The 23296-nt window shown below is 72.1% G+C and carries 21 protein-coding genes and 2 tRNA genes; 15 read left to right on the top strand and 8 right to left on the bottom strand.

The window, feature by feature from the left end:
* The first annotated feature begins 2 nt into the window (after positions 1–2).
* Both ACGF5T_RS05670 and ACGF5T_RS05665 read left to right on the top strand, forming a co-directional pair.
* A complete protein-coding gene (locus ACGF5T_RS05670) occupies positions 3–731 on the top strand; it encodes a DUF3566 domain-containing protein (RefSeq protein WP_356602615.1) in 729 nt (242 codons plus the stop codon).
* 100 nt (positions 732–831) lie between these two features.
* A tRNA-Ile gene (locus tag ACGF5T_RS05665) sits at positions 832–908 on the top strand.
* A 104-nt stretch (positions 909–1012) separates the two neighbouring features.
* On the opposite strand, the gene ACGF5T_RS05660 is transcribed toward ACGF5T_RS05665, so the two are convergent.
* On the bottom strand, positions 1013–5290 hold the full coding sequence (locus ACGF5T_RS05660; protein WP_366769080.1) for a hypothetical protein: 4278 nt from the start codon (positions 5288–5290) through the stop codon (positions 1013–1015).
* Between the two features lie 590 nt (positions 5291–5880).
* Between ACGF5T_RS05660 and ACGF5T_RS05655 the strand changes: the two genes are divergently transcribed.
* Positions 5881–6075 (top strand): ferredoxin, encoded by a 195-nt coding sequence (locus ACGF5T_RS05655; RefSeq protein ID WP_356602611.1) that lies wholly within the window; start codon positions 5881–5883, stop codon positions 6073–6075.
* Between the two features lie 20 nt (positions 6076–6095).
* Positions 6096–7013, top strand: a complete 918-nt coding sequence (locus tag ACGF5T_RS05650) for an FkbM family methyltransferase (protein WP_356602609.1) — start codon at positions 6096–6098, stop codon at positions 7011–7013.
* 30 nt (positions 7014–7043) lie between these two features.
* Here ACGF5T_RS05650 and ACGF5T_RS05645 read toward each other — a convergent pair whose 3' ends face one another.
* Entirely contained in the window at positions 7044–7832 is a 789-nt protein-coding gene (locus tag ACGF5T_RS05645) for a glycosyltransferase (RefSeq protein ID WP_366769078.1), read from the bottom strand.
* A 307-nt stretch (positions 7833–8139) separates the two neighbouring features.
* On the bottom strand, positions 8140–8499 hold the full coding sequence (locus ACGF5T_RS05640; protein WP_366769077.1) for a DUF6344 domain-containing protein: 360 nt from the start codon (positions 8497–8499) through the stop codon (positions 8140–8142).
* A gap of 339 nt (positions 8500–8838) precedes the next feature.
* Here ACGF5T_RS05640 and ACGF5T_RS05635 point away from each other — a divergent pair, with 339 nt between their 5' ends.
* Together ACGF5T_RS05635 and ACGF5T_RS05630 are read left to right on the top strand one after the other, a co-directional pair.
* Complete coding sequence (locus ACGF5T_RS05635) at positions 8839–8967, top strand: DLW-39 family protein (RefSeq protein ID WP_003999697.1); 129 nt, start codon at positions 8839–8841, stop codon at positions 8965–8967.
* 163 nt (positions 8968–9130) lie between these two features.
* On the top strand, positions 9131–10492 hold the full coding sequence (locus ACGF5T_RS05630; RefSeq protein ID WP_366769207.1) for a hypothetical protein: 1362 nt from the start codon (positions 9131–9133) through the stop codon (positions 10490–10492).
* 13 nt (positions 10493–10505) lie between these two features.
* On the opposite strand, the gene ACGF5T_RS05625 is transcribed toward ACGF5T_RS05630, so the two are convergent.
* Complete coding sequence (locus ACGF5T_RS05625) at positions 10506–12143, bottom strand: protein kinase (RefSeq protein WP_366769206.1); 1638 nt, start codon at positions 12141–12143, stop codon at positions 10506–10508.
* 72 nt (positions 12144–12215) lie between these two features.
* Positions 12216–12764: a DNA-binding protein gene (locus ACGF5T_RS05620; RefSeq protein WP_356602599.1), complete on the bottom strand. Its 549-nt coding sequence runs from the start codon at positions 12762–12764 to the stop codon at positions 12216–12218.
* A 179-nt stretch (positions 12765–12943) separates the two neighbouring features.
* Here ACGF5T_RS05620 and ACGF5T_RS05615 point away from each other — a divergent pair.
* Together ACGF5T_RS05615 and ACGF5T_RS05610 are read left to right on the top strand one after the other, a co-directional pair.
* Positions 12944–13016: transfer RNA gene (locus tag ACGF5T_RS05615), tRNA-Ala, on the top strand.
* A 393-nt stretch (positions 13017–13409) separates the two neighbouring features.
* Complete coding sequence (locus ACGF5T_RS05610; protein WP_053134011.1) at positions 13410–14186, top strand: isoprenyl transferase; 777 nt, start codon at positions 13410–13412, stop codon at positions 14184–14186.
* Between the two features lie 120 nt (positions 14187–14306).
* On the opposite strand, the gene ACGF5T_RS05605 is transcribed toward ACGF5T_RS05610, so the two are convergent.
* Positions 14307–15008, bottom strand: a complete 702-nt coding sequence (locus ACGF5T_RS05605; protein ID WP_361015994.1) for a DUF5324 family protein — start codon at positions 15006–15008, stop codon at positions 14307–14309.
* A 422-nt stretch (positions 15009–15430) separates the two neighbouring features.
* Between ACGF5T_RS05605 and ACGF5T_RS05600 the strand changes: the two genes are divergently transcribed.
* Both ACGF5T_RS05600 and ACGF5T_RS05595 read left to right on the top strand, forming a co-directional pair.
* On the top strand, positions 15431–15961 hold the full coding sequence (locus tag ACGF5T_RS05600) for a peptidylprolyl isomerase (protein WP_366769205.1): 531 nt from the start codon (positions 15431–15433) through the stop codon (positions 15959–15961).
* A gap of 101 nt (positions 15962–16062) precedes the next feature.
* Positions 16063–16953, top strand: coding sequence for a rhomboid family intramembrane serine protease (locus tag ACGF5T_RS05595; protein ID WP_361015998.1), 891 nt, complete (start codon positions 16063–16065; stop codon positions 16951–16953).
* Between the two features lie 255 nt (positions 16954–17208).
* Here ACGF5T_RS05595 and crgA read toward each other — a convergent pair whose 3' ends face one another.
* Positions 17209–17463, bottom strand: a complete 255-nt coding sequence (gene crgA / locus ACGF5T_RS05590; protein WP_115743070.1) for a cell division protein CrgA — start codon at positions 17461–17463, stop codon at positions 17209–17211.
* Between the two features lie 121 nt (positions 17464–17584).
* Here crgA and ACGF5T_RS05585 point away from each other — a divergent pair, with 121 nt between their 5' ends.
* The 5 genes from ACGF5T_RS05585 to ACGF5T_RS05565 are packed head-to-tail and all read left to right on the top strand — an operon-like array spanning position 17585 to position 21070.
* Positions 17585–18364: a DUF881 domain-containing protein gene (locus ACGF5T_RS05585; RefSeq protein ID WP_356602591.1), complete on the top strand. Its 780-nt coding sequence runs from the start codon at positions 17585–17587 to the stop codon at positions 18362–18364.
* Positions 18365–18410: 46 nt separating this feature from the next.
* On the top strand, positions 18411–18608 hold the full coding sequence (locus ACGF5T_RS05580; protein ID WP_174532177.1) for a hypothetical protein: 198 nt from the start codon (positions 18411–18413) through the stop codon (positions 18606–18608).
* Positions 18605–19243, top strand: coding sequence for an aminodeoxychorismate/anthranilate synthase component II (locus ACGF5T_RS05575; protein ID WP_356602589.1), 639 nt, complete (start codon positions 18605–18607; stop codon positions 19241–19243). The genes ACGF5T_RS05580 and ACGF5T_RS05575 overlap by 4 nt, the downstream gene beginning before the upstream one ends.
* Complete coding sequence (locus ACGF5T_RS05570) at positions 19240–20289, top strand: class E sortase (protein ID WP_366769204.1); 1050 nt, start codon at positions 19240–19242, stop codon at positions 20287–20289. The genes ACGF5T_RS05575 and ACGF5T_RS05570 overlap by 4 nt, the downstream gene beginning before the upstream one ends.
* 13 nt (positions 20290–20302) lie before the next feature.
* Entirely contained in the window at positions 20303–21070 is a 768-nt protein-coding gene (locus ACGF5T_RS05565; RefSeq protein ID WP_356602585.1) for a class E sortase, read from the top strand.
* Positions 21071–21166: 96 nt separating this feature from the next.
* On the opposite strand, the gene pknB is transcribed toward ACGF5T_RS05565, so the two are convergent.
* A complete protein-coding gene (gene pknB, locus ACGF5T_RS05560) occupies positions 21167–23194 on the bottom strand; it encodes a Stk1 family PASTA domain-containing Ser/Thr kinase (protein WP_366769203.1) in 2028 nt (675 codons plus the stop codon).
* Between the last annotated feature and the right edge of the window lie 102 nt (positions 23195–23296).

The following is a 23296-nucleotide window of genomic DNA, read 5'->3' as shown; positions in this document are numbered from 1 at the left end:
TCGTGAGCGGAGCCACGGGCGCCGGGTCGGCCGGTACCTCCAGGGGTACGGAAACGGGCGGCGGCGGCCGTGGCTCCGCCGCGCGTGCGACCGATCCGCACACCACTCAGCTGCGCAAGATCGACGACGGCACGACCGATTCGCACTCGGCGAGCCCGTCCACAACGCATGGATCCCAGGGGGGAACTGTGACGGACACCCGAGGCCAGCAGACTCAAGCGGCGGCCTCGCCGCTGCCGGGAGAACGGCAGCCCCAACAGCCCGGCGGGCCGTACCACCCGCCGCAGGCCTACCAGACGCAGGGTGGCAACGCGACCGCAGCCGTGCGCCGCCCCCGCACCGGCGCCCGCACCACGCCCCGCGTGCGCAAGGCGCGGCTGCGGGTCTCGAAGGCGGACCCGTGGTCGGTGATGAAGGTCAGCTTCCTGCTCTCCATCGCGCTCGGCATCTGCACGATCGTCGCGTCCGCCGTCCTGTGGATGGTGATGGACGCCATGGGCGTCTTCTCGACCGTCGGCGGCACGATCTCCGAGGCGACCGGCTCGAACGAGTCCAACGGCTTCGACCTGCAGTCCTTCCTGTCGCTGCCCAACGTGCTGCTGTTCGCGACGGTCATCGCGGTCATCGACGTCGTCCTCGCCACGGCTCTGGCCACGCTGGGCGCGTTCATCTACAACCTGTCCGCCGGCTTCGTCGGCGGGGTGGAGCTGACGCTCGCCGAGGACGAGTGACCGTCCCTCCCGGGTCCCGCGCCAACCGATTTTGGGACTGCCCGCCTCGTGCGCTAATCTTCAGGAGTCAGCGCGCGGGACATACACCGCAGAGCGCGGCGGGGCTATAGCTCAGTTGGTTAGAGCGCATCCCTGATAAGGATGAGGCCACAGGTTCAAATCCTGTTAGCCCCACCAGCACGAAGGCCCCCAGTCGATACGGCTGGGGGCCTTCGGCATGTGCGGGCGTGGGCCGGCGGGGGCCTCGGATCGGGGGCCTCGCTGTGGGGGCGGGGGCCGCTTCATCGGTCGCAGGGTTGCTCATAGGAGAGGCGGGGCAGGTGTTCGTGCCACTTCTCCTCGGTGAGCACGCCCCGGGTGGAGGAGCAGATGCGGTCGATGGCGTCGTCCACGTCCAGGTTCCACAGCCGTACGGTGTCCGTGCCGCTGGAGATGCCGAGCATGTGACTCAGGGGGCTGAAGGACAGGAAGGTGCCCGTCTGGGCGTTGGGGCTCATCGACTCCCCGATGGGGGCGGCCTCGGCGGGCGTGCCGACGTCCCAGAGGCGGACGGTGTTGTCGTTGGCGCCGCTGACCAGGGTGTCGCCGTCCTTGCTGAACGTCAGTGACACCACCGAGTCGGTGTGGCCGGAGAGGGTGGAGTCGGGCCGGGGCGCGCCGGAGGGGTCGGTGGTGTTCCAGAGCCGGACCGTGCCGTCGTCGCTGCCGCTGGCCAGCGTACGGCCGTCGGGACTGTAGGCCAGGACGTTGACGGGACCGAGGTGGCCGGTGCGCGGGGAGCCGGGGCGGGCGGCGGGCGCGGGGCCGCCGACGTCCCAGAACCGGACGGTGTCGTCCGCGCCGCCGCTGGCGAGAGTGCGCCCGTCCGGGCTGAAGGCGAGGGTGTTGACGTACCCCGTGTGGCCGGCGAGCGGCTTGCCGAGCGGGCGGGGGCGGGACGGGTCGGCCGTGTTCCACAACTGGATCGTGCGGTCGTCGTAGGCCGTGGCCAGCGTGTCGCCGTCCGGGGCGAAGGCCAGGGTGTCGGGACCGGCGTAGCGGGTGCGCAGTTTCACGGGTGGGCCGTGCGCGGTGGGCCGGGCGGTGTCGGAGACGTCCCACAGCTGCATCGCGCGGCTGCCCGTCAGCACCGCGAGGGTACCGCCGTCCGGGGAGAACACCAGCGACCGCACGTCGCCCTCCGCGGGACGGAAGGGGGCGCTCAGGGACCTGGGCCGGCCGGGGTCCGACACGTTCCACAGCCGGACCCGACCGTCGCGGGCCGCCGTGGCCAGCACGTGGCCGTCCGGGCGGAACGCCCCGGTGCGGCCGGGCACGTCCGACGTCGGGATGGACCAGAGCCGGACCTTGCTGTCGCCGCTGCCGGTGGCGAGCGTGCGGCCGTCCGGACTGAAGCTCAGGGCGTACATCTCGCCGCTGCTTCCCGACAGGGGCACGCCGACCTGCGAGGGGTGGGCCGGGTCGCTGACGTTCCACAGGCGCGCCGTGCTGTCCGCGCTGCTCGCGGCGAGCGTGTCGCCGTCGGGGCTGAAGGCCACCGACCAGACGGGCCCGGTGTGCCCGGTCAGCGGGGAGCCGATCCGGGCGGCGTCGCGGGGGTCGGCCACGTTCCAGAGCCGGACGGTGTCGTCCGCGCTGCCGCTGGCCAGGGTGCGTCCGTCGGGGCTGAAGGCGACGGAGTGCACCAGGTCGGTGTGGCCGGTCAGGGGCCGGCCGACCGGTGTGGCCGCGCGCGGGTCGGCCACGTCCCAGAGCCGGACGGTGTCGTCGTCGCCGCCGGCCGCCAGGGTGCGTCCGTCGGGGCTGAACGCCACCGAGCGCACCGCCGCGGTGGGGCCGGTCAGCGTACCGAGCTTCTCGGGGCGGCCCGGGTCGGCCACGTTCCACAGGCGGACGGTGCGGTCGTCGTGGGCGGAGGCCAGGGTGTGCCCGTCCGGTCCGAAGGCGAGCAGGTAGACGGTGCCGCCGCGGCCGGGTACGGGGGCGCCGAGCGGGCGTGGGCGGGCGGGGTCGCTCACGTCCCACAGCCGGATGGTGCCGTCGTCCGAGGCGCTGGCCAGGGTGCGCCCGTCCGGGCTGAACACCGCGGCGCTCACCCAGCTGGTGTGGCCGGTGAGGGGAGCGCCCAGCGGTTCGGGGCGAGCGGCGTCCGACACGTCCCACAGCCGTACGGTCCGGTCGTAGCTGGCCGTCGCCAGGAGCCGGCCGTCGGGGCTGAAGGAGGTGAGGTAGACGGCGCCGGTGTGGCCGAGGAGCGGTGTGGCCAGCGGCGCGTTCACGATCGAGATCAGCCGGTTCCGTACGTTCTCGTCGTCCGGTCGCAGGCGGTGCGCCGCCAGGTCGAGCTGGGCCGACAGCGAGGGGTCCGTGTACTGGACCTGGTCCGCCTCGGCGACCACCTGGCCGAAGACCGCGTCATTGCGCTGCTGCCAGGCGATCACCGCGGAACCGACCGCGAGCAGCGCCAGGACGACCAGCGACGCCACCGCGGCGCGGCTGATCAGGACGGTGCGCCGGCGCAGCCTGACCGCCGCGGCCAGGAACTCCACGGCGCTGCGGGTGAGGAGGGTGTCGCCCGCCGACTCCGCCCAGCCGCGGGCCTGCTCCAGCCGGGAGCCGCGGTAGAGCAGGGAGGAGTCCCGCTCCGACTCCTCCCAGGCCCGGCCGTCCTCCTCCAGCCGCTGGCGCAGCAGGTTGTCGGCCCGGCCCTCGTCGATCCAGTCGCGCAGCCGCGGCCAGGCGTGCAGCAGCGCCTCGTGGGTGATCTCCACGGTGTCCGCGTCGAGTGTCACCAGCCGGGCCCGTACCAGCGCTTCGAGTGACTCCTCGGTCTTGCCGGGGTCCCTGGACTCCTGCGCGAGCCGGCGCCGCGTGCCCCGCCTGCGGGTGGCCTGGGTGTCCTCGCTCACCCGGACCAGTCTCAGCAGGAGCAGTCGCGCGGCCGTGCGTGCGGCCGGGTCCAGGCCGGACCAGGCCCGCTCGGCGGTCGCCGCCACCGCTCCCTGGATGCCGCCGGCCGCGCGGTAGCCGGCCAGGGTCAGCCGGCCCGCCTTGCGCCGCTGCCAGGTGGCGAGCAGGGCGTGGGAGAGCAGCGGCAGCACGCCCGCGTCGTGGGCGCCGCGGGGGCTGTCGCTGCTGACCTCACGGACGATCAGTTCCGCCAGTCCGGGTTCGAGTTCCATGCCCACGGCCTTGGCCGGGCCGGTCACCGCCTCGCGCAGCTCCGTGGTGGTCAGCGGCCCGAGCACCATGTGCCGGTGCTGGAGCGCGTCGGCCAGTTCGGGGTAGCGCAGGCACTGCTCGTAGAAGTCGGCGCGCACTCCGAGGGCCACGAGCACGGGTGCCGGGTCGTCGGGGCCTGCGGGGGTGCAGGCGGCCTGGAGAAGCTGGACGAAGAGGCGCCGGTTCGATTCCTCGGCGCAGAGGGTGAAGATCTCCTCGAACTGGTCCACGATGACGACCGGGCGGGCGGACGACGACGTCGTGCTGTCGCCGGCCCATGCCGAGACGGCCTCCCGCGCCGCACGAGCGAACTCCGGGGTGCCGGGCGGCCCGTGTGCGGCGGGGGCCTCGGCCGGCCGGTACGGCGCGGAGCGGTCGGGCGCGGAGCGGTCCGGTGTGGGGCGGTCCGGTGTCGGGTGATCTGGTGTGGAGCGGTCGGGTGTGGGGTGATCTGGTCTGGGGCGGTCGGGTGTGGAGCGGTCCGGTGTGGAGCGGTCCCGCATCGCATGGCCTCGCGCCACATGGGCCCGCGCCACATGGGCCCGCGCCACATGGGCCCGCGCCACATGACCGCCCACTGCCGCGCCCTGTGCCGAGGGCTCCTCCGTCGCGGCCACGACGGACGCGAGCCCGGGTATCCGGCGGATCAGCTCACCGAGCGGATCACCTCCCGGTACGAGCTGGAGCACCTGCCTGCGGGGGCCGCTCCCCCCGTCCAGCGCGCCGTCGCGCACGGCGGGCACCAGTCCGGCGTTCAGCAGCGAGGACTTCCCCGCCCCCGAGGCACCCACGAGCATGACCAGGCCGCCCGTGGCCTCGGTGGCGCGGAGCTGGGTGACGAGGGCGTTCGTGCTCCGCTCCCGCCCGAAGAACCAGCCGGCGTCCTCCTGCCGGTAGGCGGCCAGTCCGCGGTAGGGGCAGACCCCGCCCGGGGCGGGGCCGGCGTCGGCCGCCGGGTGCTCCTCGTCCGGATCGGACGGCGCCGGGCGTTCGCCGGTCGGGTCGGCCACCGCCCGCTCCCACAGGCGCTGCCACTGGGCCAGGTCGTACAGGCCGGCGGAGACCGGTACCGGCCGTGCGCGCCGTGCCTGGGGTATGAGGACGTGCAGGACCGCCGCGAGGGCGGGGAACTGGGCCGGTACGTTCCTGGCCCGCCGCCAGTCGCTGATCCGCTGCGCGGACACCCGTACGGGGCGCCCGCGTTCGTCGACCCGCTCGAGCCGGACGACTGCTTCGGAGACGCGTTTGAGGGGAGGGTTGCCGGCCTCCTTGTACAGCAGTGCGAGACGTTCGGCGAAGGCCGTGCGTGCCCCTGAGTCGAAACCCGCGGCGTTCACTCCTCACTTCCTCCGCACCTGGACGTCCGGACCGGAAAACTCACTCTATATGTCTGACCTGCGGTTACGTCATCGTTGCGGCACCACCACCTCCTCTTCGGCGGCCTCGACTGGCAGGATCGCGTCGCAGTGGCGAGGCGGCCGCCCGGCGCCCGGACAGGTCAGCGGCCCAGCGCCCGGAGAGCCATCCGGTGCGGCCGCATGTTCTCGGTCAGCTTCGGTCGGCTTTCATCTGCCCGGCCCCGTCCCGGTCCAATCCGCGCAGCACGCCGCCGGCATGGTCCGGCACCGGTCCCCACGAGGGGAGGGACCGGTGCCCGATCATGCCGGCGGGCGCCGGGGACCGTGGCGGGCGGCGGCGGTCGGTCCCCCGTGGACGGCTGCCGTGCGGGCGGGGCGGCGGATCACGCGCCGAGCCTCGACCGTGAACCGCCGGGCACCGCCTCCCGCACCGACGCCCCGCGGGCGGCCGCGGTCACGCGCGCGAGGCCGGCCGGTTCAACGCAGGTGCGCGCGAGGCGGGTTCAGTGCGCCGGTCCGCGGGCAGGCACGTCCTGTAGGTTCCGCAGCCGACCGCCGCTGGAGTACGTATGAGGATCTCCGTCGACCCCGAGCAGTGCTATGGCTCCGGAGACTGCGTGCACCGGGCACCGACCGTCTTCACCCAGGTGGGTGGGTTGGGCGCCGTGATACCGGGCCGTGAGCACGATGTCGACGCGCCGCGGGTGCGGGAGGCGGCCGAGGGGTGCCCGGCCGCCGCGATCACCGTGACGGGGACGGACTGAGGAGCGCGGGAGGACCGGGGATGCGCGCGCCGGAGGCGCTGGTGACGCTCGGCAGCCGCTATGTGCGCGGCGCGCCCGGAGGGTGGGGCAAGGCGGCGCTCGCCGCCCGCTGGCTGAACCCCCGGCTGCGCGACCACCCGCGCCGACGGGTCGTCAGGGTCCGTTCCGGCGACCTGTTCACCGTGGACACTGAGGACCTCATCCAGCGGTACCTGTACCTGTTCGGCGTCTGGGAGCCGCACATGACGGCCTGGCTGCGGCGCCGGTTGCGGCCGGGGGACACCTTCGTCGACGTGGGGGCCAACATCGGGGTGTTCAGCGTCCTGGCCGCCCGGCTCGTCGGCGACGAGGGCCGGGTCGTCGCGATCGAGGCCTCCCCCGACGTCCACCACCGGCTGGTGCGGCACGCCCGGCTCAACGGCCGCCGGAACATCCGCGCGGTCAACGCCGCCGTGTCGGACAGCCGTCGGACGCTGACCTTCGTGCTCGCCAGCTCGCGCAACATGGGCGCGAACAGCATCGTCCCCTACGACGGCCCGGCGGAGTCGACCTTCGAGATCGAGGCCCGGCCGCTGCCGGAACTCCTCGACCCGGCCGAGATCGCGCACGCCCGGGTGATCAAGATCGACGTCGAGGGCGCGGAGGGGAGCGTCGTCCGCGGGATGGCGCCGATGCTCGGCGCGCTGCGGCCCGACGCGGAGATCGGCGTCGAGGTGACGCCCGAGCGGATGGCGCGGCTCGGGGACTCCGTCGAGGAACTGCTGGCGGTGATGCGCGACGCGGGCTTCCACGTGTACCGGATGGCCAACGACTACGCGCCCGGGAGCTATCCCCCGGCCCTGAGCGGTGCGCCCGGTGTGCCGGTCCGTCTGCGCGGCCCCGTGACCGGGGAGAGCGACCTGATCTTCTCGCGGGTGGACGCCGAGACGCTCCCCTGAACCGCGGGCCCGCTCACCGCTCCGCCCGGTTCAGGGACGCTCGCGCGGGCCGCCGGCTCCGGGCGGGAAGCTCCATCCGGAGGAGGCCAGCGCCAGTGCCCTGGCCTCGACGACCGCCATCCGGGCAGCCCGCTCGGCGGGGTCCACGTGGGACGCCTGACCGGTGACCTGCCCCTGCCACTTGCGGTAGAGGAGGCCCACCTCGGCGGAGAACCAGCCCCGGCTGACGCAGTTGAGCGCCAGCAGCAGACCGGTGTCCTCGGACGCGGGCAGGGCCATCCAGCCGCCGAGCGCGAGCAGCAGGTCGCGCCGTACCAGGAGTGTCGCCGGGTGGACCTGGGAACGGAAGTCGTTCGCCTTCCAGTGGTCGAGCACCTCGCCGGGCTCGATCGGCCCGTGCTCCGGGTCGCCCGGGAAACCGGCCGTCGAGCCGTCCGGCAGCAGGTCCAGGGCCCGGGAGGTGGCCCACCCGAGGGTCGGGTCGGCCTCCAGAGCGGTCAGGTCCCGGGCCAGGGAGCCAGGGGTGAGCTGGTCGTCGGCGTCCAGGATCTTCACGTACTCGCCGTCCGCGTGGGACAGGGCGATGGTGCGCGCGACTCCGGGGCCGCCCTGGCGTTCCGGCCGTCCCTGCCGGAAGACGACGCGCGGGTCGTCGGGCACGTGGGGCCGTACGTCGTCCGTCCGCCCGTCCTCCTGGATGACCCAGCGCCAGTCCCATCCGGCGGGCAACTCCTGCGCGCGCAGGGACGCGTGGGCCTCGGCGAGGAAGGGGGCCGAGGGGCCGTGGACGGCCGTGACGATGACGACGTGCCTGCTCACGCCGGCCCTCACCACCTCTTCGTCGTCGGGCTGGGTCCTGGTGCGGCTCCAGGCTACGGCTCCCCGGGTGCGCCCCGGCGGGAAGGGGCCCCGGCGCACGGGACGGCGGCCGCGGCCGCCCTCGCACCGGGGACGACGAGCAGGGCCGCCGCCGCACCGGGGCGACGACCGGGGCCGCCCCCGCACACGGCGGCGGCCCGGCTGCTCTGTCGAGCGGCCGGGCCGTTTCTCGCGTGCGGTGCTGTACGCAGATCGCCGTGACGTCGGTGTCGGGGGCGCGCCGGGGTCCGGGCGCGCGCGGGGTCGCTCAGCGCTGGAGGGGCGCGGTGTGCTGGGCCGGGGTCTCGGCCGTGTCGTCGTCGCACAGGAGGCCGGTGGCCGAGGCGGCGTCGGTGAGCGGGCGGTGCCGGCAGCTGGGCGCCTTGCCGTGGGCCTCGGCGTGGATGCGCTGTTTCATCGTGGGGGGCAGGGAGCCGGTACGTGACCCGGACCAGGGGGCCGCCGCCGCGGGTGCCGCCTCGGGGGAGACGCTCTCGCTGTTGCTGTGCGTTCGGGTCTGCGGTACGGCCGCCGAGGCGGTCGTCGTGATGAGTCCGAGCGCCGTGCACAGCGCGAGGAAGGCGGTGACGATGGTGGTCCACAGCGTCATGACCTTGTTCCGGGCCATAACCCCTCACTTTCGGGTTGGGCGATTTGCGTACTTTCCTCATGATGTGTATGCGGACCGCGAAGTGGTGGACCTCCACACGTGGCGCGGCGATGTTCAGATGAACACCACCCGGATGGCCGCAAGGGGTCGGAAAAGGTCTCCATGCGGGAGGGAGCGGGACAAATGGTCACCCTCCGTGGAGGTGTGATCACCCTTCGATCGGAACGGTTTCGTCCGTCCGTATCGGGCCGCGGGGGTGGGAAGTTGGCCGTCGGCACAGGTCACCGATCGGTATCGGCCGGTGTGTATAGTCGGGCGCCAGAGGTCCCCTACGTCAAGGAAAGACGAGGTCGCGCGGTGAAGAAGCTTCTCCTGGTCGCACTGGCCGCCATCGGCGGGCTCCTCGTGTACCGCCAGATCCAGGCGGATCGCGCCGAGCAGGATCTGTGGACGGAGGCGACTGACTCCGTGCCCACGGGTTCGTGAGTACGACCGACATCCGGTTCTGAGCAGACCCCGGCCGCCCTGCGGTCGGGGTTTTGTGTTGCCCGGATTCCGTGCGGGGGCGCGGGGGCAGGGGGTCGCGCGGCAGGATGGGCCAGGGTCCGGTCCGGACGGCGGCGGCGCCGGTGAGCGCGAGGGGTGGCGGATGGTGGGACGGTGGGGTACGGCGCGGCGCCGTGCCGGGTCGGGGCAGGCCCGGCGGCATGCGCCCCCGACGACGCGTCGGGTGCCGGGACCGGTGCGGTCGGCCGCCCTGACCGCCGTACTGGCCTCGACCGCCGCACTGCTCGGCGGTCCGGCCCTCGCGGCCGATGAGCCCGCCGACTACGCCTTCGCCGGGGACGCCCGGCGGATCGAGGGCGCGAACGGCACCGCGGACGCCGCCGCGCTGGAGCCCGGCGCCACGTACCGCAGCTCCCTGCCGAGAGACGGTGTCCTCTCTTACCGCGTCGAACTCGACGCCTCCTCCGACACCTACATAACCGTCACCGCCGTACCCGGCTCCGCCGGGGAGGTCACCGCCGTGGACGGCATCCGCGTCCGGCTGTGGGACGCCGACGGCAACTCCTGCTCCACCGACACTGCCACCTTCGGCGCCGCCCACAGTCCCCGCCCGGTCACGGCCTGGAGCAGACGCGAGATCGTCCCCGGCGCGACCCGCTGCCAGGAGTCCGGCACCTACTACGTCACCGTCGAGCGGACCAGGCCCCAGGACTCCCCGCCCCGGGCCTGGGACCTGGAACTGGCCGCCGTCACCGAACCGCGCCCCGCGGGGGCCGACGCGCCCACCACACCCGCGCCCTGGGACTCCGCCACACCCGAGCCCCTCGCCGGTGAGCCGCAACGCCGTCCGGGCGGCCAGGGGTTCGCCCACGCCACCCCGGTCGGTCAGGGAGTGTGGCGCGACGACATCCGACCGGGACAGACCCTCTTCTACGAGGTGCCGGTCGACTGGGGCCGCCGCGTGCACGCGACCGCCGAACTCGACGGCTCCGGCGACACCTCCGGCTACGCCACCGGCGCCCTGCACCTGGCCCTGCACAACCCGGTGCGCGGCGAGGTCGACGACGCCGCCAAGGGGTACGCCGGGCGCCGGACGACCGTCGGGCTCGCTCCGCTGCCTCCGGTGGACCACGCCAACCGGTACGCCCCCGACGGGCAGGTCGCCGGGATGCGCTTCGCCGGCGCGTACTACCTCGTGGTGCACCTCGCGGCGCAGGTCGCCGACGACTTCGGCGAGGGCCCCTTCGGGCTGACCCTGCGGGTGCGGCTCAGCGGGGCGGGGCGGGCCGGGCCGCAGTACGCGGGGGAGTCCCGGCCGGGGGGCGTCTTCGAGGTGTCTGCCCAGGACCGGGTGGCAGCCCCGGAGAACGGGCCCGCGGAAGGCGGGGCCGCGGACGGCGACGGCCTCGCCATGAAGGCGGTCGCCGCCGGCGGGATCGGTACCGGCAGTCTGCTGCTCGTCGGCCTGGGCGTGTGGACGGCGGTGGCCCGGCGCAGGGCCTAGCGGACGCCCGTCCTCACAGGCGGCTCAGCGCCCAGAAGCCCACGGCGTAGCAGACCAGCGCGAGGAGCAGGAGCGGGACCGCGACCCTGGCCGGAGGTCCGGGCCGGCGCCGCCTCCGACGACGCGCGCGGTGCTGCGCGGGTGGGGATGCCTGCGGGGTCCGGGCGGTGTACGACGCGGTCGGGGAGTCGGCGCGCTGCGGCGAGGACGGCGTCGTGGCCGACGCGGGAGGTGGCGGGTACGCGGCGGCCCCGTACCGCGGCCCGTCGGGACCGACCGACGACGGTGCTGGGGGCTGGGGATGAGCGAGAGGGTGGGGCTGGGGCTGGGGCTGGGGGAGAGAGTGGGGCTGAGGCTGGGGCCTGGGGGCGGGTGACGACGGGGAGGTGAGGGTCGCCTGCGGGGGTGGCAGGCGGAAACTGCCGGTCTCCGACATGGCGGCGGGCCGCGCGGCCCCACCGGACGATGCCGACGGCGCGTCGCCCGGGACGGGTGGTGACAGACCGGGGGCGAGGGGGATTTCCGCCGGGTCGGGCGGAGTGCGGCCCGAGGCGGCGTCGGTACCCGTCGGCGCCGAGCCCATCGACGCTGAGCCCGTCGGCGCGTGCTCCGGGAGCGGTGGGGTGCCGTTCGGGGGTGCCGGTGGCCGGTCGAGGGTGGGTGGGGTGCCGTTCGGGGGTGCCGGTGGCCGGCCCGGGGACGACGGGGTGCCGGCCGGGGCGGAGATCCGTCGCGGGTCCGTCGGGGTGCTGTCCACGCCGGACGCCCGTACGAGTGGCCCGGCGGGGCCGAACCCCGAGGGCAGCGGCCCGACTTGGTCGAAGATCTCGATCAGCTCGTCGTCGGGCCCGGGTTCCGGCAGCAGCTCCGAGGCGGAGGCCAGCGCCTTGCGCGCCCCGGTCGCCGTGCGGAACCTCGCCTCCGGGTCCGGCTGCACCAGCGTCGCGACGACCTGCCACAGCGGCTCGGGGATGCCCTGCGGCGCGGGTGGCGTCCCGTGCTCGGCGAAGTACTGCACCAGCGCCTTGGCGTCCGGCTTGGCCCCCTCCAGCAGGTACAGGGCGACCAGGCCCACGGCGAACAGATCGGCGGGGAAGTCCGGCTCCGCCCCCATCAGCTGCTCCGGCGCGAGATAACCGGGCGTCCCCACCACGAGGTTCGTCTCCGTCAGCCGGGGCTCGCCCAACCGCATCGCGATCCCGAAGTCGGAGAGCCGCAACCGGGGCCGGCCCGTCCCGGTGGCCTCCAGCAGCAGGTTGGCGGGCTTGATGTCCCGGTGCACGACGCCCTCCGCGTGGACCGCCGCCAGGCCCGCCAGGAGCTGGTCGACCAGGGTGCACACGAACCCGGCGGGCAGGGGGCCGTAGTCCCCGATCAGGTGGACGAGCGAACCCCCCGTGACCAGGTCCATGGTGAACAGGACCTGGTCGTCGTCGGCGGCCCAGCTGGCGGGTGCGAGCACATGGGGGTGATCGATGCGCAGGGCCTGCTCCCGTACGAACCGCAGCAGGGCGTGCGCGTCCCGCTGCTGGAGCACCTTGGCGGCCACGTAGCGTCGGCGGCGATGGTCCCAGGCACGCCAGACGGCACCGACCCCGCCACGACCGATCGGGTCGACCAGCTCGTACCGTCCGGCGAAGACCTCACCCATGACCGTGCGTCGCTCCTCCCCTGGCGCCACTTCGGCGCCCGGCCACCGCCCCCTCGGCAGCCGGGCCCGCGATCAGTTCTGGTGGGACTGGTAGTGCGCCACCGCGTCCGAGGTGCGGCCGGCGCCGTACACCCGGAGGAACTCCGCCAGCTCCGGGTGGGTGGGGGAGAGCGCGTCCGCCGCGTCGATGATGTCCCCGGCCGCCGCCACCGAACGCAGCAGCGACTGGATCTCGCGCACCACGCGCTTGACCGCGGGCGCGCCCGAACTGTTCGTCGTGTGCGTGGTGTTGCTCAGCACCGAGCCCCCCTGCGACTTCTTGATCTCGTCCATGCGCTCCGTGGCCTCGGCCGCGCTCACGCTGCCGTCCGCGACCTGACCCGCCAGCTCCTGCAGCAGCTGTACCCGCTGGACCACCGCGGGATTGCCGATCTTCGCCCGCTGGCCGCTCATGAGCTGCGACAGCATCGGCGCGGACAGCCCCAGCACCCCCGCGAGACGGGCCTGGTTGAGACCAAGATCGTCGATGAGCCTACGGAAGAGCGCCCCCAGCGGCTCCCCGTACCAGTTCCGCTGCAGTTCCCGCGCTCTTGCGGTGGCTTCCTGCTGTGCGGCGTCCATTGCGTCTCCCCATCGCTTCCCCAAGAACCGCAGTTCGCTCCAGCGAACCACGCCGAGCATCTTACGGAGCGTGGTTGTTCCCCGGGAGTCCCCATCATTTGTGAGATACGGGGGGCGACCCGGTAGTCTTGTCCGCGGCGCCTGCCGGTATGTGGTTCCTCCGGCCGGAAGCCTCCTACGGGGCCTTAGCTCAGTTGGTAGAGCGCTGTCTTTGCATGGCAGATGTCAGGGGTTCGACTCCCCTAGGCTCCACACCTCAAGAGCCCGTCCGACCTGCGGAAACGCAAGTCAGGACGGGCTCTTCGCATCCACGGCGCAGCCATGGGGCAGCCACGCCGCCGCCCCGGCGCGGTCGCGGCGCAGCCACCGAGCAGCCGGTGGCGCGACCGTCCCGTCACGCATCGTGTCCGCCGTACAACGACTCAATGAAGAAGGCCAGTTGATCGGGATGAACGACCGACCGCTCCCCGCGGCTCCCCGCGCGGGAGCCCACGGATGGCCGCCCCTCGGCACCGGGGAGGTGCGGTCTGCTCTTGATATCGTCACCCCACAGGGCACCAGCGCCACACCCCTGCGGGGCGGTGCCACGTGGCTCATCGCCGTCGGAGCCGTCCGGTCGCTGCCGACGAGGTGGAAGGGGTAACCATGCGGGCGAAGGTACGGGCCGCTCTCGACAAGCTCTATATGAAGCGCCTGGTCAGGGAGTTGGAGGGACGCCCACGCCCCCAGCACATCGGCATCATGCTCGACGGAAACCGCCGCTGGGCCAAAATGTCGGGCATAGACGATCCGCGTGAGGGTTACCGGGCCGGCGGGGCCAAGGTGCTGGACTTCCTGCGCTGGTGCGACTCCGCGCAGATCGAGCACGTCACCCTGTTCATGCTCTCCGACGACAACCTCCACCGGCCCGAGGACCAGCTGAACCCGCTCATCGACATCATCGCGGAAGTCGTCGAGCAGCTGGCCGCGCCGGGGAACCCCTGGCCCGTCGAAGCGGTCGGTGCGCTGGACCTGCTGCCCGCGGAGTCCGCGAGCCGCCTGAAGACCGCCACCGCCGCCACCCAGGACCGCAAGGGCGGCACCAAGGTCGACGTCGCCGTGGGCTACGGAGGCCGTCGGGAGATCGTCGACGCCGTACGGTCCGCCCTGACCGAGCACAGCTCCCAGGGCGGGGACATCGACGAGTTCATCGAGACCTTCACCATGGAGCACATCTCCAAGCACCTGTACTCCAAGACACGATCCGAGTCCGACCTCATCATCCGTACGTCCGGCGAACAGCGCCTCTCCGGATTCCTGCTCTGGCAGTCCGCCTACGCCGAGGTCCACTTCTGTGAGACCTACTGGCCGGACTTCCGTGAGATCGACTTCCTGCGCGCCCTGCGTTCCTACTCCCTGCGCGAGCGCCGCTACGGCCGCTGAGCGACGGTTTCACGTGAAACAACGCCGCGCGTGACACAAGACCACAGGTGAAACGACGCCGTGGGGCGGGAGACCCTCAGGTCTCCCGCCCCACGGCGTCGCGCACCGGCCCGGCGTAGGTCAGCGGGGTTCCTCACCCTCAGCCGCCTCGTCCTGGGCCTGCTTGGCCTGGACCTCGGGGTCGAGGATCGCCTCACCGGTGCCGTCCACCGACGTCAGCCTCCCCGACTCCGGAACCTCGGTCGCCTCCGGAGGCTCCACCAGCCAGTCCGGGTTGGCCTGCTTGTCCCACCACTTCCAGGCGGCGAAGGCGCCGCCCGCGACGACCCCCGCCACGGCCAGGACCTTGGCGATGCGCCCGGCCCTCGCCCGTCGCTGATGCTTGCGCGTCAGCTTCTGGATCTCCTTGGCCGTGACCTGGCCCCGCAGCGCGGCCAGCGCGGCGGCACCCCGCGCGGCGGCCTCGTCCCTGACGGGCACGGCGGCGGCGACCGCCTGCTCGATCCTCGGCTTGGAGTAGTCGGCCGCCTGCCGGGCGGCCAGGCGCGTGCGGACGGCAGCCTCCTGGGCGGCCGCGTCCACCTTCGGCGGCACATGCGTACGGGCCTGTTCCAGGTACGGCGCCACATGCGCGCCGTACTGGAGGCGAGCCTGGCATGCGGCCTGCGACACCTTGGGCGCCAGCCGTCCGCGCGCCTCCTGTGCGTAGTGCGCGGCCCTGTCCTTGGCCGTGTCGGCGTAGGGCGCCACCACTTCCGCGGCGTGCAGCACGCTGTCCTTCGCCGAACCGGTCGCGGCGCGCACGCTGTCGATGCGGGTCACGGGTTCCTCCTCCTCGGTGGCGTACGGTAATTCGACTTTCCACCCTTTTACGGATCATGCCTGCGGACGCACTGCCAGGCATGTGAGGGCGGGCATCCGGGTCACGGGCGATGCCTGTGCGATCTGTGGGATCTGTGGGCTTTGCGGGGCAAAGGATGACGAAGTCGCGATCAAGAGTCGATCAACCTCGATAACGGATGAATACCGGGCAACGGGAGCCTGTCGACGACAATGCCACGGATCGGCGCCCTGTGCTCGTGACCCAGCGGTACTCGTCGTAGTCGTAGCACCTCCTCTCGTCCCCCGGGCGGGCATCCGCAACCGGCGTCGCCGAATCGGAGCAGGATCAGCCCGCCGGTCGACGTACGCGCCCTGGGCCGTGCGAGGATCGGTGGGCACGAGAAGACGACGGAAGGCACACCGTGGCCGAGCAGCTCTACGCCACCCTGAAGACCAACCACGGCGTCATCGAGGTCCGGCTCCTGCCGAACCACGCCCCCAAGACGGTCAGGAACTTCGTCGAGCTCGCCCAGGGCGAGCGTGAGTGGACCAACCCCGAGACCGGGGAGAAGACCACGGCCAGGCTCTACGACGGCACGGTCTTCCACCGGGTGATCAGCGGATTCATGATCCAGGGCGGTGACCCCCTGGGCAACGGCACCGGTGGCCCCGGCTACCAGTTCGAGGACGAGTTCCACCCCGACCTCGCCTTCGACAGGCCCTACCTCCTGGCGATGGCCAACGCCGGACCCGGCACCAACGGTTCGCAGTTCTTCGTCACCGTCTCCCCGACGACCTGGCTGAACCGCAAGCACACGATTTTCGGTGAGGTCACCGACGCCGGCCGGAAGACCGTGGACACCATCGCCGCCGTGCAGACCAACCCCCGCACCGACCGGCCGCTGAGCGACGTCGTCATCGAGTCGGTCGTCGTCGAGACCCGCGAGGGCTGACCGCGGCACACCGGGCAGGAACCAAACGCCCCGCTCATCCGTAAAGATGGGCGGGGCGGTGCGATTGCGCACACCGCTCGCAGGACGACCGAGGGGACGCCATGGACCACGCGGCAGCCAGCTCACCCGATGCCCAGGGCCTGCCCGGCTGCTACCGCCACCCGGACCGTGAGACCGGCATCCGCTGCACCCGCTGCGAGCGCCCCATCTGCCCGGACTGCATGGTCAACGCGTCGGTCGGCTTCCACTGCCCCGACTGCGCCGCCGGCCGCACGGGAGGCCACGGGCCCGCCCCGGCCGCCGCCCGGCCGCGCACGCTGGCCGGGGGCACCATCGCCGCCGACCCGCACCTGCTCACCAAGATCCTCATCGGGATCAACGCGGCGGTGTTCCTCGCCGTCCACGCCCTGTCGGACTCGTTCCTGAGCGACATGGTGCTGATCGGGCGCTGGCCCCCGGCCCCCTTCGTCCCCACCGAGGGCGTAGCCGAGGGCGAGTGGTACCGCCTGGTCACCACGGCGTTCACGCACGAGGAGATCTGGCACATCGGCTTCAACATGCTCAGCCTCTGGTTCCTCGGCGGCCCCCTGGAAGCGGCCCTCGGCAGAGCCCGCTACCTCGCGCTCTACCTGGTCTCCGGTCTGGCCGGCAGCGTCCTCACCTACCTGCTCGCCTCACCCAGCACGGCCACGCTCGGCGCCTCCGGCGCGGTCTTCGGGCTCTTCGGCGCCACCGCCGCGCTGGTCCGCCGGCTCAACGCCGACATGCGCCCGGTCGTCATCCTCCTGGCGATCAACCTGGTCTTCACCTTCACCTGGGCCAACATCGCCTGGCAGGCCCACATCGGCGGCCTCGTCGCCGGTGCCGTCATCGGCTACGCCATGCTCCACGCCCCACGCGAGCGGCGGGCCCTCGTCCAGTACGGCAGCTGTGCGCTGGTCCTCGTGGTGCTGGTCGGACTGACCCTGTTGAGGACCGCGCAGCTCACCTGAGCGCCGTTTGTCCACAGCGGGTGCCCGATCTTGTGCACAGCGTGCGGGAACAGGTGTGCCCCCTGTCACTGACCCGTGTTTCCGCAGGTCAGGCAGGGGGCGAACATGTTTTCGGTTGCCGGTACTTCCGTCACACCGGCGTCAACGCCCGGTGGGTTATCCACAGATCGTCTTTCTTTTCCCCACCGTGTGGACAGTGCCTGTGGATAACTCCGTGGATAGCCCTGGGCAGAGGTATCCCGGACCGCCGCCGGGCTACTTCCACTGCGTGGAGACACCGAATCCGGCGGCGATGAAACCGAAGCCCACCACGATGTTCCAGTTGCCCAGCGAGTCGATGGGAAGGGAACCGTCGGTCACATAGAAGAGGACGATCCAGGCGAGGCCGAGGACGAACATGGCCAGCATGACGGGCGCGACCCAGCCGCGGCTCGTCAGCTTGATACTGGTCGCCTGCTTCGAGGGCGGCGGCGTGTAATCGGCCTTCTTGCGGATACGTGACTTCGGCACGAGGGTCTCTCCTGTCGATGCGCTGCGTGGCCGCGCAGGGAACGGGGTCGGGGACTTCGAGCGCTCCCCCGGGCGTCCGTTAGCGTAGTGCTTCCGTGGCGCCGAAGGAGATAAGGGTACGTTGAGCAATTCTGCCGACTCCCCCCAGGCGGGATCCAGCCCTGTCCGCCGGAGCCGTTTCCGGCCCGTGCGGATCCTCACGGCGGCCGTCTTCGCTCTCGCGGGGCTCATTTTCTTCACCAGCTTCGACACCGCCAAAGGCACCGATATCCGTACGGATGCCTCTTTGCTCAAGTTGTCCGACCTCATCCATGAGCGCAGCCGGGAGAACGGCGGCCTGGAGGAGTCCAACGCGGCCCTGCGCGACGACATCGACGCGCTCGCCGACCGGGACGACGGCAGCACGAAGGCCGAGGACGACGAACTCGCGGAGCTGGAGAAGAAGGCGGGCACGCACAAGCTGAAGGGCGAGGCGATATCGGTCACGCTCGACGACGCCCCGCCGGACGCCACCGCCAAACTCCCCGGCTACCCGGAGCCGCAGCCCGACTACCTGGTCATCCACCAGCAGGACCTCCAGGCGGTCGTGAACGCGCTGTGGCAGGGCGGCGCCGAGGGCATCAAGGTCATGGACCAGCGGCTGATCTCCACCAGCGCCGTGCGCTGCGTGGGCAACACCCTGATCCTCCAGGGCCGCGTCTACTCGCCGCCGTACAAGATCCAGGCGGTCGGTGACCCGGAGCGCCTGAAGGACGCGCTCGCGGCGTCGCCGACGATCCAGAACTACATGGTGTACGTCAACGTCTACGGGCTCGGCTGGAAGGTCGAGGACGACGGGAAGGTGACGCTGCCGGGCTACTCCGGCACGGCGGACCTGCACTACGCCCAGCCTGTGGATTGACGCCGTTCCGGAGGGCACCACGCCGTTAGTCTGGGTGCGGTACGGCGTGAGTCTGGCGCCGTGGTGCGACGGAAGGGACGGCATGTACGGCTGGATCTGGCGGCATCTGCCGGGGAACGCGTGGGTGAAGGCGCTGCTCTCACTCGTGCTGGCGGTGGCCGTGGTCTACGTCCTCTTCCAGTACGTCTTCCCGTGGGCCGAACCGCTGCTTCCCTTCAACGATGTGACGGTGGACAACCAGTGAGCGCGCGCATCCTCGTCGTCGACAACTACGACAGCTTCGTCTTCAACCTGGTCCAGTACCTCTACCAGCTGGGCGCCGAGTGCGAGGTGCTGCGCAACGACGAGGTGTCGACGGCGCACGCGCAGGACGGCTTCGACGGCGTGCTGCTCTCCCCCGGGCCGGGCACGCCGGAGCAGGCGGGGGTCTGCGTGGAGATGGTGCGGCACTGCGCGGCGACCGGGGTGCCGGTCTTCGGCGTCTGCCTCGGCATGCAGTCGATGCAGGTGGCGTACGGGGGTGTGGTGGACCGGGCGCCCGAGTTGCTGCACGGCAAGACCTCGCCGGTCGAGCATGCGGGCCGGGGCGTCTTCGCCGGTCTGCCCTCGCCCTTCACGGCGACGCGGTACCACTCGCTGGCGGCGGAGCCGGCCACGGTGCCGGCCGAGCTGGAGGTGACGGCGCGGACGCACGACGGCATCGTGATGGGGCTGCGGCACCGGGAACTGCCGGTCGAGGGCGTCCAGTTCCATCCGGAGTCGGTGCTCACCGAGCACGGGCACCGGATGCTGGCCAACTGGCTGGCGGAGTGCGGCGACCAGGGCGCGGTGGCGAGGTCGGCGGGGCTCGCCCCGGTGGTGGGCAGGGCCACGGCGTGACCGCGCTGCGCCCCGAGCGCGACTCCGGCGCGGCCGGTGACCAGGGATCCCCGTACGGACAGCCGTACGGGGATTCCGGTGCGTTCGGGGACGGCCGGCACGAGGACTTCTCCTCCGGCGGGGCGCACCGGCAGCCGCTCGACGACGAGACGGTGGCGCTGCGGGTCCCCGACCCGCCCCCGCAACGGCGGGCCTCCGCCCCCGGCACGGACGGTCCGGCCGACGGGGGGCGCGCCGCCCGCAGGAAGGCGGCCAAACGGCGTCACGGGCGTCGTGGCGCCTCCCGCGGGCCGTCGGTGCACTCCGAGTCGTCCACGGCGCCGAAAGCGCCTCTGTCGCGCGTGGAGGCGCGTCGGCAGGCCCGTGCGCGCAAGCCGGGCGCCGCGGTGATCGCCAGCCGGGCGATAGGCGAGGTCTTCATCACGACCGGCGTGCTCATGCTGCTGTTCGTCACCTACCAGTTGTGGTGGACGAACGTGCGGGCGCAGGCGCAGGCGGACAAGGCGGCGAGCAACCTCCAGGACGACTGGGCGAACGGCAGGCGCAATCCGGGGACCTTCCAACCGGGGCAGGGCTTCGCGCTGCTGCACATCCCCAAGCTGGACGTCGTGGTGCCGATCGCGGAGGGCATCAACAGCAAGAAGGTGCTGGACCGGGGCATGGTCGGGCACTACGCCGAGGGCGCGCTGAAGACGGCGATGCCCGACGCGAAGACGGGCAACTTCGGGCTGGCGGGGCACCGCAACACGCACGGGGAGCCGTTCCGGTACATCAACAGGCTGGACCCGGGCGATGCGATCGTCGTGGAGACGCAGGACGAGTACTTCGTCTACAAGATGGCGTCGATCCTGCCGGTGACCTCGCCGAGCAACGTGAGCGTCCTCGACCCGGTGCCGAAGCAGTCCGGCTTCAAGGAGCCCGGCCGCTACATCACCCTCACCACCTGCACGCCCGAGTTCACCAGCAAGTACCGGATGATCGTCTGGGGCAAGATGGTCGAGGAACGGCCGCGCAGCAAGGGCAAGCCGGATGCGCTCGTCAGTTAAGGGCGGATGACCAGTGGCATCGACCACCGACACGCAGCACGAGGAACACGCCGGCGAGGACGGCCCACCGCGGTCCCCGGCACGCCGCCGCGGCCCCGGGCGGATCGTCGCCCAGGTCGTCAGCGTCTTCGGCGAACTCCTCATCACCGCGGGCCTGGTGCTCGGCCTGTTCGTCGTCTACTCCCTGTGGTGGACGAACGTGATCGCCGACCGCGCGGCGGACGAGCAGGCCGACAAGGTCCGTGACGACTGGGCCCAGGACCGGGTCGGGCCGCACGGCCCCGGGGCGCTCGACACCAGGGCGGGCATCGGCTTCCTGCACGTCCCGGCGATGGGCAACGGTGACATCCTGGTCGAGAAGGGCACGTCGATGAAGATCCTCAACGACGGCGTGGCCGGCTACTACACCGATCCGGTCGAGTCGGCGCTGCCGACCTCGGGCAAGAAGGGCAACTTCTCGCTCGCGGCCCACCGCGACGGGCACGGGGCGAAGTTCCACAGGATCGACAAGATCGGGAAGGGCGACGCGATCGTCTTCGAGACCAAGGACACCTGGTACGTCTACAAGACGTACGCCGTCCTCCCCGAGACGTCGAAGTTCAACGTCCGGGTCCTCGACCCCGTCCCGAAGGAGTCCGGCAAGAAGAAGGCCGGGCACTACATCACCCTGACGACCTGCACGCCGGTGTACACGAGCCGCTACCGGTACGTGGTGTGGGGCGAGCTGGTGCGCACGGAGAAGGTCGACGAGGAGCGGACGCCGCCGGCGGAGCTGCGCTGACCGTTTCCGCCGGCGGCCGAGCGGCCCGGCGCGCACGACGGAGCCCCGGCCCCTCGGGTGAGGGGCCGGGGCTCCGTCGTCGGCCCGTACGGCGGGTCAGTCGTCGTTGCCGCGGAGGCCGCCGATGATGCCGCCGCCGCCGTTGTCACCGCCGCCGTTGCCGCCGCCTCCGTTGCCCCCGACGGTGGTGAGGGTGATCTGGGTGGCGGCCGGGTCGTCGACCTCGGTGCCGGGCTGCGGGTCCATGGCGATGACCACCGCGTTGTCCTCGCCCGGAGCGCCCTGGGCGACCTGGACGTTGGTGAAGCCGCTCTGCTGGAGGATCTGCCGGGCCTCGGCGAGGGGCTTGGTGCGGACCTCGGGGACCTTCGTCTTCTGCACGGCCTTGCCGACGACGATCGTCACCTTCGAACCCTTGTCGACCGTCTGGTTCGCCGCCGGCGTCGTGGAGATCACCTTGTCGACCTGGTTCGGGTCGTTGGTGGGCTGGTCCGTGCAGGTGGCCTCGAGGTCGTTGTTCTGCATCTGGGCCTTGGCCTCGTCGCAGCTGCGGCCGAGCACGTCGGGCACGGTGGCCCTCTCCTCGGCCTTGGCGACCTCCAGGGTCACCGTGGAGCCCTTCTCCAGCTCGGTGCCCGGGTCCGGGTCCTGGCTGAGGACCGTGCCCTCGTCCTGCGAGGACTCGGTCTGCTTGGTCTCGACCTTGAAGCCCTTGTCCTCGAGCTGCTGCCGTGCCTCGTCGACGTTCTTGTCGATGACGTTGGTCACGGCGACCTTCGGCGCACCGGTCGAGACGACCAGGTCGACGGTGGACTTCTTCTTGACGTCGGTGCCCTGCTCGGGATTCTGCGAGCAGACGTTCCCCTTGGGCTGCTCTTCACAGGGCTTCCGCTCGACCGTCCCGAGCTCGAGGTCGGAGTTGGTGAGCAGCTGCTTGGCGTCGGCCTGGGACTGGCCGACGAGGCCGGGCACCGCGACGCTGTCGTTGCTCGGCCCCCCGTCGTCGCCGAAGACCTGCATGCCGATCAGGATCGCGCCGACCAGGACGAGGACGCCGGCCAGCACGAGGAAGATCGTCGAGGTGTTCGACTTGCGCGGCTGCTGGCGGCGCCGGTCGGGGCGCTCGTCGTAGCCGTAGCCGCCGTCGTCCGGGTTCATGGGCGGCAGCATGGACGTGGCGCCCGCACCCGCGTCGGAGCGCAGGGCGGTCGTCGGCTGGTCGTCCGGGTAGGCGCCGTAGCCCCCCGCGGCCATGGCGCCCATCGCGGCGGTGGCGGCGACGGGCTGGCCGTCGAGGCACGCCTCGATGTCGGCCCGCATCTCGTCGGCCGACTGGTAGCGGTAGTCCGGGTCCTTGACCAGGGCCTTCAGCACGATCGCGTCCATCTCGGGCGTGATCTCGGGGTCGAAGACGCTGGGCGCCTGCGGTTCCTCGCGTACGTGCTGGTAGGCGACGGCGACCGGGGAGTCGCCGACGAAGGGCGGCCGCACCGTCAGCAGCTCGTAGAGCAGGCAGCCCGTGGAGTACAGGTCGGAGCGGGCGTCGACCTGCTCGCCCTTGGCCTGCTCCGGGGAGAGGTACTGGGCGGTGCCGATCACCGCGGCGGTCTGGGTCATCGTCATGCCGGAGTCGCCCATGGCGCGGGCGATGCCGAAGTCCATGACCTTGACCTGGCCGTTGCGCGTGAGCATGACGTTGGCCGGCTTGATGTCGCGGTGGACGATGCCCGCCCGGTGCGAGTACTCCAGGGCCTGGAGGATGCCGATCGTCATCTCCAGCGTCCGCTCGGGCAGCAGCTTGCGGCCGGAGTGGAGCAGCTCACGGAGCGTGGAACCGTCGACGTACTCCATCACGATGTACGGGATGGACACGTTGTCGATGTAGTCCTCGCCCGTGTCGTAGACCGCCACGATCGCGGGATGGTTGAGCGAGGCGGCCGACTGGGCCTCCCGGCGGAAGCGGGCCTGGAAGGACGGGTCGCGCGCGAGGTCCGCGCGCAGTGTCTTCACCGCCACCTGGCGTCCGAGCCGGGTGTCATGAGCGTGGTAAACCTCCGCCATGCCACCACGACCGAGCACGGGGCCCAGCTCGTACCGGCCGCCGAGGCGACGCGGCTCTTCCATGGTTACCTACCAGCCCTCTCCGTCGGTCCCGACCGGCATGCTTGTACGGTCGGAGGCTGCCGTCCGGCCTACCGTACCCGGCTCGTTCCGGGTGACCTGGCC

The sequence above is a fragment of the Streptomyces sp. NPDC047853 genome (assembly GCF_043204535.1).
GTDB lineage: Bacteria > Actinomycetota > Actinomycetes > Streptomycetales > Streptomycetaceae > Streptomyces.
Note: the sequence above shows the minus strand (reverse complement) of the source record. Positions and strands in the feature narration are given on the sequence as shown.